General features: G+C 41.1%; 14 protein-coding genes and 2 pseudogenes. 9 read left to right on the forward strand and 7 right to left on the reverse strand.

Annotated features, from left to right (window positions below; all coding sequences use genetic code 11):
- Positions 1-4: 4 nt before the first annotated feature.
- Together CDG79_RS34050 and CDG79_RS34055 are read right to left on the reverse strand one after the other, a co-directional pair.
- Complete coding sequence (locus CDG79_RS34050; protein WP_094333564.1) at positions 5-133, reverse strand: photosystem II protein Y; 129 nt, start codon at positions 131-133, stop codon at positions 5-7.
- A 187-nt stretch (positions 134-320) separates the two neighbouring features.
- Positions 321-848 (reverse strand): gamma carbonic anhydrase family protein, encoded by a 528-nt coding sequence (locus CDG79_RS34055; RefSeq protein WP_094346057.1) that lies wholly within the window; start codon positions 846-848, stop codon positions 321-323.
- A gap of 239 nt (positions 849-1,087) precedes the next feature.
- Here CDG79_RS34055 and CDG79_RS34065 point away from each other — a divergent pair, with 239 nt between their 5' ends.
- The 5 genes from CDG79_RS34065 to map all read left to right on the forward strand — a co-directional run bounded on the left by CDG79_RS34065 (position 1,088) and on the right by map (position 6,879).
- Positions 1,088-1,600 (forward strand): TIGR02652 family protein, encoded by a 513-nt coding sequence (locus CDG79_RS34065; RefSeq protein ID WP_094346058.1) that lies wholly within the window; start codon positions 1,088-1,090, stop codon positions 1,598-1,600.
- A 129-nt stretch (positions 1,601-1,729) separates the two neighbouring features.
- The gene (locus CDG79_RS34070; protein ID WP_094346068.1) at positions 1,730-2,173 is read left to right on the forward strand and encodes a VOC family protein; all 444 of its coding nucleotides are present in this window, start codon (positions 1,730-1,732) and stop codon (positions 2,171-2,173) included.
- A gap of 141 nt (positions 2,174-2,314) precedes the next feature.
- Complete coding sequence (locus CDG79_RS34075; RefSeq protein ID WP_094346059.1) at positions 2,315-5,143, forward strand: M16 family metallopeptidase; 2,829 nt, start codon at positions 2,315-2,317, stop codon at positions 5,141-5,143.
- A 101-nt stretch (positions 5,144-5,244) separates the two neighbouring features.
- Positions 5,245-5,769 (forward strand): plastocyanin/azurin family copper-binding protein, encoded by a 525-nt coding sequence (locus CDG79_RS34080; RefSeq protein ID WP_223278509.1) that lies wholly within the window; start codon positions 5,245-5,247, stop codon positions 5,767-5,769.
- Positions 5,770-6,051: 282 nt separating this feature from the next.
- Positions 6,052-6,879, forward strand: coding sequence for a type I methionyl aminopeptidase (gene map, locus CDG79_RS34085; RefSeq protein ID WP_094333161.1), 828 nt, complete (start codon positions 6,052-6,054; stop codon positions 6,877-6,879).
- 300 nt (positions 6,880-7,179) lie between these two features.
- Here map and CDG79_RS34090 read toward each other — a convergent pair whose 3' ends face one another.
- Positions 7,180-8,637, reverse strand: a complete 1,458-nt coding sequence (locus CDG79_RS34090; RefSeq protein WP_094346060.1) for a hypothetical protein — start codon at positions 8,635-8,637, stop codon at positions 7,180-7,182.
- A gap of 445 nt (positions 8,638-9,082) precedes the next feature.
- Between CDG79_RS34090 and CDG79_RS34100 the strand changes: the two genes are divergently transcribed.
- Both CDG79_RS34100 and CDG79_RS34105 read left to right on the forward strand, forming a co-directional pair.
- A complete protein-coding gene (locus CDG79_RS34100; RefSeq protein ID WP_094346062.1) occupies positions 9,083-10,486 on the forward strand; it encodes an amidase in 1,404 nt (467 codons plus the stop codon).
- 2 nt (positions 10,487-10,488) lie between these two features.
- Positions 10,489-11,187, forward strand: coding sequence for a Crp/Fnr family transcriptional regulator (locus tag CDG79_RS34105; RefSeq protein WP_094346063.1), 699 nt, complete (start codon positions 10,489-10,491; stop codon positions 11,185-11,187).
- Between the two features lie 16 nt (positions 11,188-11,203).
- Here the strand turns inward: CDG79_RS34105 and CDG79_RS34110 are convergent, their stop codons facing one another.
- The gene (locus CDG79_RS34110; protein ID WP_094346064.1) at positions 11,204-11,386 is read right to left on the reverse strand and encodes a hypothetical protein; all 183 of its coding nucleotides are present in this window, start codon (positions 11,384-11,386) and stop codon (positions 11,204-11,206) included.
- 109 nt (positions 11,387-11,495) lie between these two features.
- Entirely contained in the window at positions 11,496-12,362 is an 867-nt protein-coding gene (locus tag CDG79_RS34115; RefSeq protein ID WP_094346065.1) for an aldo/keto reductase, read from the reverse strand.
- A gap of 161 nt (positions 12,363-12,523) precedes the next feature.
- Here CDG79_RS34115 and CDG79_RS34120 point away from each other — a divergent pair, with 161 nt between their 5' ends.
- Both CDG79_RS34120 and CDG79_RS34125 read left to right on the forward strand, forming a co-directional pair.
- Entirely contained in the window at positions 12,524-13,285 is a 762-nt protein-coding gene (locus CDG79_RS34120; protein WP_094346066.1) for a hypothetical protein, read from the forward strand.
- 14 nt (positions 13,286-13,299) lie between these two features.
- Positions 13,300-13,764 (forward strand): annotated as a pseudogene (locus CDG79_RS34125) (IS701 family transposase); the annotation flags it as partial.
- Between the two features lie 70 nt (positions 13,765-13,834).
- Here the strand turns inward: CDG79_RS34125 and aroC are convergent.
- Positions 13,835-14,923, reverse strand: a complete 1,089-nt coding sequence (gene aroC / locus CDG79_RS34130) for a chorismate synthase (protein ID WP_094346067.1) — start codon at positions 14,921-14,923, stop codon at positions 13,835-13,837.
- Between the two features lie 350 nt (positions 14,924-15,273).
- Positions 15,274-15,638 (reverse strand): annotated as a pseudogene (locus CDG79_RS34135) (photosystem II q(b) protein); the annotation flags it as partial.

Raw genomic sequence — 15,638 nt, forward strand, 5'->3', positions numbered from 1 at the left:
GAATTTAGGCTTCCCGATCCAAAAAGCCTTGAATTTGTCTTAAAGCCGCAGCACCAATATTAAACACTGCCCAGCTAGCAGCAATGGCAACTGGTGCTAAAACGATCGCTATACGGAAATCGATAGAATCCATATCTAGAACCTCTCTCTTAAGTAGAAATTAAAGTTTTGTCAACTGCTCTCATTTTTATTTTTAGCTGAAGTGGGCAATTTTTCCCAACATATATGTAAAGAATGTTTAAATTATGAGGGATGCGGGATTGGGGATGGGGCATTGGGCATTGGTTATTTCTCCCTCATCGTCCCGCACTCAGGACTCTCTACGACTTGCAAAACCCGATATCAGTACCTTTACCAGCATGAACTAAAGCTAATTTTTGGTAACGTTTAGCGTGTTCAATCAATTCTGCGGCTTCAACGTCTGTTACTTGTCGTGACACTTTGCCAGGAATACCTACAACCAGTGACAAAGGAGGTATATTTTTGGTTACAACTGCGCCAGCACCGATAATGCTACCAGCACCCACTCGTACCCCGTCTAAAATCACTGCGCCAATACCAATCAAACTTCCACGCTCAATGTAAGCGGAATGGATCGCAGCGCGATGCCCTACGGTAACATGATCTTCTAAAATTGTCGGAAAACCAGGATTGCCATGTAGAATTGCACCATCCTGAATATTTGTGCATTCGCCAATTTCAATCCGTTCTACATCTGCCCTAACTACTGCTCCATACCAAATGCTCACCCCTGCTGCTATATTTACCGAACCTATAACAACAGCATTGGCTGCGATGAAGGCAGCTTGAGAAAAATCAGGAGATGTCCAGTAAGAAGCGGTAGACACGATAGAATATAAATATGGTACTCAGGAACACTGGATAAACTCCAACCTTTGAGGCTGGTTGCACAACCAGAATATCACAGCGTCAAGCCTCTACGGTGAGGAAAACACTCGTGAACAATGTTTATGCTGCAACTGCGTGTCTGTGCAGCAGTAAGCAATTAACCCAAAGTGGTGGAGCCGAAGTGTATAATCCAATCCACTAGTGCTGGTGAAGACGAAATTATGTTTGTACGCACTTCATGATGAATCCAGGCTTTCAGTACCCGATGTTTGGGCCGGAAATACAGTGCCCCCATTGTCGCCAGACTATTCAGGCGCTGACATTAACAGATACCTATTTGTGTCCGCGTCATGGCGCTTTTGAAGCTAATCCTAAAAATGGTGAGTTAGTTCATTTGCAATCGGGCCGTCATTGGCGGAGGTGGAATAATGAATGGTATAGACAACATACTCATCCTGATGGTATCCGCTTTGAAATTCACGAAGCATTAGATAAGCTGTATACCCAAGGCTTTCGAGCAACAAAAGTGATTATTGCTCGACGCTATCAGGAATTGATGAGTGGCTATTTAGAACGCAGCACACCTTGGCGTTCTGGACAACCGGAAGCTACTGCTGCTCGACTATACGGCTTACCCGTGGAGTTTAGCCCCGATACCTCAGAAGATCCATGCTGGGAAGTGATTAACTTTGACTTGGAAAAAGAGCCTGGTGTCCCTGTACGCTACCCCTATTTCAGGTTGTTTGAGTAATGGTCATTGGTCATTTGTCATTTGTCATTGGTGAATAACAAAGTACAAAGTGCAAAGTTGCGATCGGAGAAAACCTCCGATCGCAACTTTTACAAAAAAGGACAACTGACAAAGGATAAAGGACAAATTATGCACCATGCTTCTATTCGGACTGCGAATATTCACCGAGCGATCGCTTTCTACGAACATTTAGGGTTTACAATTTCGGAACGCTTTACTACAGGCTACACGCTAGCTTGCTGGATGGAAGGGTTGGGCGGCAGAATTGAACTGATCCAAATTCCCGAACCAAAACCAGCCCCAGATGCCTTTGCTGACGAGCATTATGTGGGATACTATCATCTCTCGTTCGATTTAACTGAGATTACACCAGATTTGCCTAGTTGGTTGACAAATCTACAAAAACGTGTATTGCTTGCTGCTGAGAGTCAAACCGAAGAATTACAACCGTTGAAGGTACTTTTAGAACCGACACAACAGCAAATAGGCGATCGCATTTACGAAGTAGCTTTTATCGCCGATACCGATGGCTTACCTTTGGAATTCATTCGGGTTTTAGCAAAACTCCCGTAATTTAGCTTTTTTATTACCTTTATTGCTAATATATTGTTTTTCTGTATTGTTACTTCAGTAACAGATTTTTTTGCCAGATTAAACTCGATCGTTCACAAAAATAACTATGTAACTTAATTTACAGCAATGCCTGCTAAATAAATGTATGGATTTTCCAGGTTTTATAAATATCCCTTGCCGTTATTAATTTTAAGCTTATGGCTAGTAGCAGTTTTTTTATTGAGCGAGCAATCGGCTAATAGCCAACATCCAGCCATATCTAACAAAGAAAAATACCAATCAACCTTCCTAGTAAAAAGAATAATGCCCTCAACACTGACAGAAAACGTCCGTAAGACAGTGCTGGAAAATGGTCTAACTGTCCTAACAAAGGAAGTGCATACTGCGCCAGTGGTGACGGTGCAAGTGTGGTACAAGGTTGGCTCACGCAATGAAGAACCGGGCGTGAATGGCATTGCTCATCAGTTGGAACATCTGATGTTTAAAGGTACTCAAAATCGCCCCATTCAATTTGGCCGTTTGTTTAGTGCTTTAGGTAGTGATTCCAATGCTTTCACCAGCTATGACCAAACTGCATATTACGGTACTGTGGAACGTAACAAGCTAAAAGCGCTCTTAGTGCTAGAAGCAGACAGAATGCAAAATTCTCAGATTGAGCCAGAACAACTAGCGAGTGAAAAGCGAGTAGTAATTTCTGAGTTGCAAGGTTACGAAAATAGTCCAGAATATCGCCTCAACCGTGCCGTCATGCAGGCGGTGTTTCCTAATCATGCTTATGGGTTGCCTGTAGGTGGAACCAAAGCTGATGTCGAGAAATTTGAAGTTGAGCAAGTACAGAAATATTACCGCAATTTTTACAGTCCTGATAATGCCGTCTTAGTGATTGTTGGAGATTTTCAAACCGGAAATACCCTTGAAACAATTAAAGAAGTATTTGGCAAACTACCAAAGAGGCAGGATAGCGCAGCGGTAGCGAGTCCGCGAGCGGCGGCAGGAGTTATTTCTCCCTCATCTCCCTCATCTCCCATAGTGTTGCGAGAACCGGGAGCAGGGCGACTGTTACAAGTTGTGTATCCGCTACCAGATGCGAATCAACCAGATGTACCAACGCTGGATGTGATGGATTACATCTTTACAGAGGGACGAAATTCTAGACTTTATCAGGCATTGGTGGAATCAGGTTTAGCTAGTGAAGTTACAGCATCCGTTACCAGTTTGCGAGAATCTGGCTGGTATGAGGTTTTGGTGACGGCTGGTTCTAAACAAGATTTGAAAAAAATTGATTCAGTGTTGAGTAGCGCGATCGCTAATGTAGCAGAAAAAGGTGTGACAACTGAAGAAGTAGAACGAGCCAAAACCCAATTAACAGCAGATGTAATTCTGAGTAACCGTGATATCACCTCTCAAGCAATGCGATTGGGTAATGATGAGACAACCGTTGGTGATTATCGCTACACAGAACGCTATTTGACTGCTGTTAGTCTGGTAAAGCCGACGGATGTTGTAGCTGTGATAAACAAATACCTCACAAAAGAATCCCGGACAGTAGGCTTTTTTGAACCAACTCAAAAGCAGATAACAGGGGTTGGTGACAAACCAGACTCAGCCCAAACTACCGAAAATTTCTCTCCTGGCGTGCCTGTGCTTCCTTCTGAGGTATCGAAATACTTACCGCCTGTGGATTTGGCTACAGATGCAATTGCTCAAGTATTACCACAGGAATTTAAACTTACCAACGGACTGCGGATATTACTGTTACCCGATCGTAGTACGCCTACCGTTACTTTAAGTGGCTATATTCAAGCCGGTACAGAATTCGATCCAGAAGAACGAGCAGGATTAGCTGCTTTTGTGGCAGATAACTTGCTAAATGGTACTAAAAGTAAAGATGTCTTAACTATTGCCAAAATTTTGGCAGAACGAGGCGCGAGTCTAAACTTTGAAGTCCATCGTGAAGGAGTACATATCGAGGGTGATAGTTTAGCGGGGGATTTACCGGTAATTCTGGAGATATTGGCAGATGTTGTTAAAAATAGTACCTTTCCCGCACAAGAATTAGAATTGCATCGTCAACAAACTTTAACAGATTTGCAACTGGAATTAGATGAGCCATCAGAAGTAGCCAGAAGAATATTTGTTCAGTCAATTTACCCGAAAAAACATCCCTTACATACTTTTCCCACAGAGGAGAGTTTACAGCAGATTCAGCGCCAGGATGTGATTGATTTCAAAGCTAAACATTATCGTCCAGATACGACAGTGTTGGCGCTGGTGGGAGATTTTGATCTAGACAAAGTGCGATCGCTCATTCAAAATGAGTTTGGTAACTGGCAAGTTAGCGGTCAAGCACCCACATTAAAATATCCCCCGGTATCAATGCCACAGAAAATAGTCAGTGTCAACCCAGTCTTACCAGGTAAAGCCCAAGCTGTGACATATATGGGTTACACAGGTATTAACCGTTACGATCCTCGGTTTCATGCAGCCCTAGTATTGAACCAGATTTTGGGAGGCGATACCTTATCTAGTAGACTGGGTGCAGAAGTGCGCGATCGCCAAGGTTTGAGCTATGGAATTTATAGCTACTTCCATACTGGGAAGAATGCAGGCACATTTTTGATAGAAATGCAAACTAGTCCAGAAGATAGCAGTAAAGCGATCGCTAGTACTCGTCAAATACTACAGCAAATCCATGAACAAGGCGTAACTGCACTGGAAGTAGAAACAGCTAAACGCACCCTCATTAGCAACTACAACGTTTCCCTGGCAAACCCAGAAGAATTAACAGATAGAATTCTGATGAATGAGGTGTATGGACTAGATAAAGTAGAATTACATTCCTTTACTGACAAACTCCAGAAAGTCACCTTTGAGCAAGTTAATCAAGCGGCTCGTGAATTACTCCACCCAGATAAAATCGTAGTCGTGACTGCTGGGCCATCTGTGTTAGCAGAAAAAAGTATTAGGTAGAGATGGGCGCTGGGCATGGATAATAAAGAATAGGTAAAGCGGTTTTTACCGTTATCTATTAATTGTTCTTGCTCATCAGCATTGCCTTTTGAGGACTACCGATGAAAATTTACAACCATTTATACCAAATTGTAATTACATCTCTTACTTTCCCAAACACTGCTTGGCTGCAAATATTACGTCGAAAGTACGTGATATTAACGTTGCTTCTAAGCTTAAATTTTATCGCTGCTACTCCAGCAATAGCAGCGAATTTATCTGGCGATTTACTCAAGCAACCAGCCACAGAAATTACAATTAGCTTAGGTAATTTGGCTAACGAACTCAAGTTTGAGCCAAATCATCTAGAATTCGAGGCTGGTAAACGCTATCAACTCCGGCTTACCAATCCCAGCCAACTGAAGCACTATTTTACTGCTAAAGATTTTGCCGATGGCATCTGGACACAAAAAGTTCAAGCAGGCAAAGTAGAAATCAAAGGAGCCATTCACGAACTGGAACTCAAGCCGGGTGCTGATGCAGAATGGGTATTTGTGCCTCTGAAATCTGGAACTTATGGCTTACGTTGTTCAATACCTGGACATACCGAAGCAGGTATGACTGGAGAAATTGCCATAAAAAATTAAAAATTCTTAGACTTAGTATTGAATAACCGTCTAATATTTCAATTTAAAGATAATTGAGCGAAATCTTATAATGGGCAGCGAAAAAGAAGTTAGAGCAATTTTGATTGAAGTCTAAAATATCAGGAGGAGGCTAATGTGTTATTATATATACATTACGCAGTTAAACTGCAAGAATCCCTATCAGGGATTAAAATAACTTAAATTATAGATATTATTTCTCAAGTAATCTAGAGAAAGCATTCATACTTCATCGGCAAAGCCACCAGTAATTATTAATTTCCTATGAACATTTTCAGTAACTTACTTTCTCAAACAACTCAGCCTGCAACATCAAAAAAAAAGGGACGAGGAATTGAAATTAAATCATCGCGTGAAATTGAAATCATGCGACAATCATCGGCAATTGTGGCAACTGTCCTCAAAGAAATTTCCGAGCTAGTAAAGCCAGGAATGACAACGGCTGACTTGGATGCTCACGCCGAAAAACGCATCCGCGAAATGGGTGCAACACCGAGTTTTAAAGGATATCACGGTTTTCCCGGTTCTATCTGCTCCAGCATTAATAATGAAGCAGTACATGGCATTCCTAGCCCGAAGAAAGTGATTCGCGTGGGAGATGTATTAAAAGTAGATACCGGCGCTTATTACCAAGGCTTTCATGGTGATTCTTGCATTTCAATTGCTGTCGGTGAAGTGACAGAAGAAGCTGCTAAATTAATTCGCGTCGCAGAAGAAGCTTTATTTAAGGGCATTGAACAAGTAAAAGCTGGTGTATACCTGCTTGACTTAGCTGGAGCAATTGAAGACCATGTGAAAGCTAACGGCTTTAGTATAGTCGAAGAATTCACTGGACACGGTGTCGGTCGTAACCTGCACGAAGAACCTTCAGTATTCAACTACCGTACCCGCGAAATGCCAAATGTTAAACTTCGTGCGGGGATGACGCTGGCAATTGAGCCAATTTTAAATGCGGGTTCTAGACACACTCGGACATTATCTGACCGTTGGACAGCAGTTACCGTGGATAATTCTTTGTCGGCTCAGTTTGAGCATACAGTTTTGGTGACAGATACTGGTTATGAGATTTTGACTGACCGTTCTAAGGTGTAATTGTTAATGTTAGTAGTAAGTACTACCCTGCGGGAACGCTGCGCGAACAGTCCTTAGAAAACAAGGACTAAAATCCTTACTACGAACTTACTTCTCAATTAATTAAAACTTGATACTCATCGGAGCGATAAGAACCATTTATAAAGTAAACCTGAAATTGTAGGGTGCGTTAAAGCAGCGCGTAACGCACCGGTAAATATGGTGCGTTATGGCTAAATTAGACTTTCTCAAACCTTCAAATTCTTACACAGCCGTAACACACCCTAACTTTTTATTTACTTTATAAATAGGTTCTAACTGCTATATTTGGCTGATAGACGCATAATTAGTTTTATAAATATTAAGTGTTTCCTTAGCTTGTATAGAGACAGACGTACTATTTGGAATTGCTTCTAATAAATTGATTGCTTGTTTCCATTTATCTTGTGCCTGCTGCCGAATTAATGGCGAATGAGGTGATTTTTTGACAAATAAATTAGCTTCTATCGCTAGTTTTTGGGCTGATTCAAAGTTGTTTAAAGCTTTCTTTTCAATTATGACTCTTTGAGTGATAGATTTATAGTTAATTCGATAGTAAGCTAATTTGTTCTTTGCTCTATGAGAAACTGATGTTTTATCAGGAATACTATCTAACAAGATTATTGCCTGATGCCATTTAGTTTCGGCTTGTTGCCAGACTTTTAGAGGATGTGGTGGTTTTTGAACTAAAGAAGCAGCTTCCATGCCAAGTTTTTGAGCAGATTTAAACTTAGCTAAGGCACTCCCTTCTTGAGTTAAACTTAGATTAGTCTGTTGCCATTGGTGGCTTTGCTCCTTAAGTTTCCAACCACCAAAACCTAAAATTACTAAACTTGAAGCTATAATCAAAGCTGAACGGACTATTTTTGGTGTCGAAAGTTTTGGTGATTTCTCTACATGCTGGCTAGTAATTGGTTTATTACTACTTTCTTCTTCAATCTTTTTTAGGGCTTGTTCTGCTTGTTTTTTTAAAGTTTCACTATGAAGAATTAAAGCAGCAATTTTATCTTGAAAATAATCACAATCATTAAGAATATCCGTCAATTCTTGAAATTTACCATCACTTGATATAATTAATTCGTGGTCATCGTCTAACCACTCTAAGGCAAAACCAGATTTGCCAAAGAAAGCAGACACCCCTAATAAAATATTTAATAAACTACGACTATTTTTAATAGTGTCAAAAATATAATTTAACTTTTGTTGTAATTCTACTAATTCTTTTTGATAATTACTAATTTTTTTAATTTGATGTCCTAAAATAGGATAATTTTCAAAGACTAAGTTAATTTTTAAACTCTCAGCAATTAACTGAAATTGGGCGGATAAGCTGAGATGATTAATATCAAAATTTAGTTGATTGACCAAACGATCGTCACTGAGAATATCACCAGCTATTGCCTGCAAAAAATAACCCCATTCAATCCAGCCATCGATTTTGGATTGTAAATCAGTTAATGATATTTTAGTTTTTGAATGTCCAAATTTTTCTGCGATCGCTGGCTCTACTAATCCAACACTAGCTACAGTACCTATACGAGGAAGTGTAGCGATCGCAGAATTTTTGATATTATCAAATTTTAATTCTTGAATAATTATTTTCTTAATATTGCGTAGTTGTTCCTGAGCATTATTGATCGAGATAATTTGTTCCATGATTTCATTAGAATCGCCAATAGTCAGTTTTAAACTCTGAATTAGTGTTGGCAATTCACTAACAAGTATTTCTAGGTTAGCCATAAATACCTCTTAGGGATTTGTCGAAAGTTTATACGAAACAATTAAAATGGCTTGAGTCAGAACATAACCACATCTGTTGCATCTGAGCATCCTAGTTGAGTGACAAATCTTAGAGGATGCTTGAAAAGTCCTTGGTGATATATCAAATACTTTTAGATCCCCCTAAATCCCCCGATCAATTGGGGGACTTTGATTCCGTTTCCCCCCTTTTTAAGGGGAGCCAGCGCGGTCTTCTCCCAAAGGGAGAGGCTAGCGCCAAGGGGGTTTCCCCCATGAGCGACTGGCGTGGGCTAGGGGGGATCAATAAGTGCCTAATATCACAGCCGATCGCTTTTCAAACAACCTCTTAGGAGCTATAAAATGTATAATTCCCGTAAATCCTGCTAAAGTAACAATTTCAGTTTAAAAATCCCAGAGAAAGACAAAATTACCCATTCACTAACTTATGAATGAAGTTGATTTAGCATTTACCCCTGCACTAGAGTTGGCGCAATTAATTCGTCGCCGAGAAGTGTCACCCCTAGAGTTGGTGGAAATATATTTAGAACGGATTGGACAGTTAAATCCCCAATTAGGAAGTTATTTTACGGTGACGGCAGAATTAGCGATCGCAGATGCCAAAGCCAAAACAGAATTATTGACAACTACCTCAGAATTACCGCCATTTTTTGGTGTGCCAATTTCCATTAAAGATTTGAATGCTGTAGCTGATGTTACCTGTACCTATGGAAATCCAGCATTACTGAATAATATCCCTAACTATGATGATGGAGTTGTGACGCGGATTAAGCAAGCTGGGTTTACTATTCTTGGGAAAACAGCCACTTCTGAATTAGGTTCATTTCCATACAGTGAACCTACGGGTTTTCCGCCAGCGAGAAATCCGTGGAATTTAGAATATACCCCTGGTGGTTCCAGTGGTGGCGCGGCGGCGGCGGTAGCAGCAGGATTATGTGCGATCGCTCAAGGTTCTGATGGCGGCGGTTCGATTCGTGGCCCTGCGGCTTGTTGTGGTTTGGTAGGAATCAAACCATCCAGAGGCAGAGTGAGTAAAGCACCCGTAGGCGAACGCCTCGCTGGAATTGCCGTCAATGGCCCCATCGCCCGGACTGTGGCTGATGCTGCTGCCCTTTTGGATGCCATAAGTGGCTATGTCACAGGCGATCCTTACTGGTTGCCAGATCCCGAACCATCATTTCTCGCCGCGACTCAGACAAAACTTGGTGCTTTGCGAATTGCCTTTGACACTAGCATTTCTCCTTTGGGAGAAGCTGATGCCAACTGTCAGCAAGGTGTCCGTCAAACAGTCCAGTTATTAGAACAACTCGGCCATCAAGTTGAACAGAAATCTCCAGATTTTAGCGGTTTAGTCGAACCATTTCAAATCGTTTGGCAAGCCGGGGTAGCTGCGGCGGGACTTCCTGTTGAAGCCTTGCAACCAATGAATCGCTGGCTATTTGCACGCACAGGTTCTGTCGCTGACTATCTGAAAGCAGTTTCCCAAATGCAGATAATAGCACGGCAGATTGTGGCGTTTTTTGATACTGTCGATGTGCTGGTATTGCCAGTTTATCTGCATTCACCTATCCGCGTGGGGGAATGGGCTTCCCTGAGTCCAGAAGAGACATTCCAAAATATTATTGAGTGGGTTGCCCCTTGTCCGCCTGCGAATGCAACTGGACAACCTGCGATCGCAATTCCTGTAGGCTTTGATAGTAAGGGTTTACCCATGAGCGTGCAGCTAATTGGTAAACCTGCGGCTGAAGCTACACTCATCAGCCTAGCAGCACAATTAGAAGCGGCTAACCCTTGGATTCATCATCGTCCAGCCTTTGCAATATCAGGCTAATCATGCAGGCATCCCTGGAACAACTTTCGCAAATTATTGTGTTTGCAGGTTTAGAAACAGCAGACAAAGTAAGTTTGCAACCTTACACTCAGGTGCAACGCCATCGCAAAGGAGAGATTATTCTCCATGAAGGTGATGCTTTACCAGCAAAACTCTATGCTGTTGTCAGTGGAGCAATTAAAGTTACCAAAACAGCAATGAAGGGGAAAGAAACAATTCTCCGCACCTTAGCTGCTGGGGAAATTTTTGCGGCTCCTGCTTTATTAGGAAATGGAATTTCCCCGGCAACTGTAACTGCTGAATTTGATTGTGAAATTCTCACTGTAGAACGAGATGCTTTATTAAAAGCGATTGGGCAAAATCCTGAAATTGCATTACGAATGCTGATGGTTTTTAACAGTCGAATTCAGCAATTGCATGAAACAGTCCACGGATTAGTTTCTGAAAGAGCGATTGTTCGCCTTGCCAGATTAATTCAATATTTTGCTGCTGAATCGGGAACTGAATTAAGTCCACAAGGCAAGTGTTTAAAAGTCAAGTTGTCTTATTATCGCATGGCTCGGAGTAGCGGCATTACTTACGAAGAATGTGTGCGGTTGATTAAAAGTCTCAAGTCAGTAATTAGCTATCATCGGGGTGGGACGATTATTATACTTGATACTGAGAGATTACATGCGGTTGCCTCTGGAGATATAGATTAGGTTTGAGATAAATAGCTCATAGAAGCAGAATTACTTCACTTTCCACTCTTGATTGCTCTTTTTGCTCATCAATAAACATCTGGATAAATTCGCAAACATCCTTCTGTGTGCGATGCGTCCAATAACTGTAACGCAAGTACAAAGGATCGGATTGATAGACAAAAACCGCTTGCCAATCCGCCTCTACAAAGTCACGCATTAGCAAGCGGTGTGTTTCTAAGATCGTGTCTTTTCTCTATGTGTTTATTGGAGTGTACCAATAGGGCCGCAGAGTTTTAGTACAGCCTTGTCAATAGTTAGGGGGATGATTAAGTTGCCCGATCAATTTTTTGCACTTCTTCATCAGATAGTTTCACATTGATAGCTTGTGGTGAGTCTTCGATGCTAGAAACCTTACTAGCTCCAGGAATTGGCAAAATAGCGGGCGACTTAGAACGCAACCAAGCTAGAACGATATTATATAGTGACACACCTTTTTCTTTAGCTAAGTTAGCGATCGCAGGGATATTTTGCAAATCCTGATGGCGATATCTACCACCAAAGGGACTCCAAGGCAAAAATGTCAATCCTTGCTGTTCGCAATACTTCAACACTCCATCATTTTCTGGTTGTCGTTGCCAAGGGCTGTATTGATTCTGCACTGAGACAATATCTACTACATCCCGCGCCCGCTTAATTTGTTCAACGGAAAAGTTAGAAACTCCCACAAACCGAATCAAACCTGCCTCTACTGCTTCTTTCACAGGCGCAAGAGATTCTTCAATGGTGTAATTAGGATCGGGAGAATGGTATTGCCAAACATCGATGGGTTTATCACCACCCAACGCCTCAAAACTAAATCGAATTGTTTCGCGTAAATGTTCTGGGTTGCCGTTTTGTGTCCAGTTTCCATCGGGGCGCATTAAACCGCCTTTAGTTGCCACAATTACTTGGCTAATATCGCCTTTGTAACTAGCAAGCGCCTTGTGAATTAGTCGCTCATTGTGGTGTTTTTCTGACTCATCTTTGCAGTAAGAGTCGGCAGTGTCAATAAATGTGATACCCAAATCCAGAGCATGATGAATAACTTCGATTGATTGCGATTCGGGAGGGCGATTAGAGATTGACATGGGCATACCACCCAAGCCAATCGCACTCACAAAGACACCAGTTTTTCCTAGTTGTTTGGTTTCCATGCTTCTAGCTATAGCTTTCTGCCCTAATTATCTACCAGCTAGCCAAAGCTTATTTAGCAATTGATAATAAATCCTCCCTAGTACTTAGACTTAGCGATCGGTGAATGGATTACTAAGGGCATACTCTACTCAAGGCTTAAGTATTCTATATACAGGCACTGATGAAAATTGTAGAGGAAACCCGTACTAGATTGCAGCTAAAGCATAGACCACTCAGATATTGGTTTATCGGGTGTTGCATTTTTACTATCTGTTTAGGCTTTTTGATTTACTGCTTATTTTTTGAGTCTGCTTCAGTTAGTCTCAATTGCGATCGCGTCTCGCCAACTCAAGTTAACTGTGAATTGAGGCGGTTTAATTTGCTGGGAAGCATGAAGAAACTCAAAATCTTTGACCCCAGAGAAGCATACATTCTGACAAAGACTACTAGCAAAGGGGGGAGAACTTATCAAGTTATAATTGTGACTCCATTTCAAGACTTTCCTCTTTTATCCCATGTTAGCTATGAAGAGGATTGGGAACTTACCTTGAAAACTAATAATTTTATCAGTTCTGGTCAAACTTCTCTATTCGTACAGCAAAATCAGCGAAATTATTTATTTTTCTTAAATTTATCTATATTAATTATTATGGCGATCGCAGCTTATTTTGGAACCTCACCTGTAACTATCTGCACTTTCTATAAGAGTATCAATCGGGTATTTATCGAACGTAAAAGTTTGCGTGGCAATCAAGTTATTGAATATCCACTAGAAAATATTTTGCGTTTTGATATCCAAGAAAAGCAATATAAATACTCTAAGCTTTATCGGGTTGTAATTGTATTAAAATCCTTCAAAGAAATCCCAATTAATCCACAATACTCTGATGAAATTAGCATCAGATATGCAGTTTATAGAATACACTCATTCCTCAAGTTTTAACATTACCGCGAGCAGTACAGACAAATCTGCAAGGTAATCTCAAGAAAATCTTAGGTGACTTATATGGATTAAGAACCTGGGTAGAATATGGGTTTCGACAGTGTAAACAGGAACTAGGCTGGACAGATTACCGTTTTACTAATTTCCAACATATTCAGAGGTGGTGGGAGATTATTTTTTGTGTTTACACGATGATTAGTTTAAATTCTCCAGTCTTATTAAGCTTAAATCAATCTCGTCAACTTGAGACTGAGGTACAAAAAAATAGTGATGTGGATTTTTCTAATCATCCGCAATGGAACCATGAATCTGGATGGAAGAATACTTTAAACAATCTGCGTCTCATTATCCAACCACTATTCCTATTTTGGTTAATTTATCCCTGGTTAAGTATTTTCCCTAATTCACATTTGTTACTGGGATTCAATCATTTAATTGCCGAAATGAATCAATTTAAACCCTGTTATGTTTCTGGATAATTTAGCTCCTGAACTACTTGCTTATTTCGGAAAGTGACAGAAGAGGGATAATAATATATTGATGTCATATCTACAAGACCTTACACTGCCCATGATGCCGTAACAAATGGTCACATAATATCAACGCTACCATTGCCTCAACCATTGGAACTGCACGCGGTAATACACAAGGATCGTGTCGTCCTTTTGCTGCTAATAGAGTTTCTTCACCCTCACGAGTTACAGTCTTCTGCTCTTTTCTAATTGTTGCTGTCGGCTTAAATGCAACTCGCAAAATGATATTTTCTCCATTGGAAATTCCGCCTTGAATACCACCAGAACGGTTTGTTAGTGTGCGGATTTCACCATTTGGATCGATATAAAATTCGTCGTTATGCTCAATTCCCGTTAATAGCGTTCCCGCAAAACCGGAACCAATTTCAAAGCCTTTGCTAGCAGGGAGAGACATGACACCTTTAGCGATATCAGCTTCCAATTTATCAAATACTGGTTCGCCTAAACCTTTCGGCACATTTCGCGCCACGCATTCTACGACACCGCCGATAGAATCGCCTTGTCTACCTATTTGCTCAATTAATTCAATCATGCGATCGCCACATTCAGCATCAGGACAGCGAACGATATTGCTTTCTACTTGTTCTAAGGTGACAGTATTGGGATCGACTACACCTTCCAAGTCTTTGATGCGCTTAACGTAAGCAATAATTTCGACATTGGCGATTTGACGAAGAATTTTTTTAGCGATCGCACCAGCTGCGACTCTTCCGATTGTCTCACGTGCTGACGACCTACCCCCACCTTGCCAATTGCGAATACCATATTTTGCATCATAAGTTGCATCGGCGTGAGAAGGTCGATACTTCTGTGCCATCTCGTCGTAATCTTGAGGACGGGTATCTTGATTACGTACCAAAATTGTTATGGGCGTTCCCAGCGTTTTGCCTTCAAATACCCCTGATAAAATCTCACAGGTATCAGCTTCTTTGCGAGGAGTTGTAATTTTACTTTGTCCTGGGCGCCTTCTATCTAGTTCTACTTGAATTTCTTCTGCCGAAATTTCTAGTTGTGGAGGACAACCATCAATTACAACCCCCACACCGCCGCCGTGAGACTCGCCAAAAGTACTAATGCGAAATAAATGACCAAAAATATTGCCCATAATTTTGAATAAAAAGGTGAGGTTTATGTATTCTACCTAGAGTTATTGCAAAAGTTTGTCTTTGCTTTTTGTATAATTTTTCGCTATTTTCTAGTGTTTTGGATTAACGAGAATAGTAGATAGGTTAGGTTGAAGGCTTTTGGTTCCCCGCAGGGGTATGCGGTTCGTTTTTCTTTCTTGTACTCATGGTTTAGCGCATCTTCATACAGAATTGGTATAACCCAAGCGTATTGGTTTTTATCAAACTCTATATCACTAAATACCTCACCTGTTGCTAACTTAAATTAAAAGCGCTCTCCCAGTTTGGGAGGGCGCTTTTTTATTTAGCTAATACAGTTAAAACTTCAGAATTAACCGTTAATAGCAGGAGCGGAAAGAGCAACAGGAGCAAGATCCCCAGCAGCCAAATCTAGAGGGAAGTTGTGAGCGTTACGCTCGTGCATTACTTCCATACCCAGGTTAGCCCGGTTGATGACATCCGCCCAAGTTGCAATCACCCGACCTTCAGAGTCAATGATTGATTGGTTGAAGTTGAAACCGTTCAAGTTAAACGCCATTGTGCTGACACCCAAGGCGGTGAACCAGATTCCGATTACAGGCCATGCTGCTAAGAAGAAGTGCAGAGAACGGCTGTTGTTGAAGGAAGCATATTGGAAGATTAACCGACCGAAGTAGCCGTGGGCTGCAACGATGTTGTAGGTTTCTTCTTCTTGAC

This window comes from Nostoc sp. 'Peltigera membranacea cyanobiont' 232, assembly GCF_002245985.1.
Taxonomy (GTDB): domain Bacteria; phylum Cyanobacteriota; class Cyanobacteriia; order Cyanobacteriales; family Nostocaceae; genus Nostoc.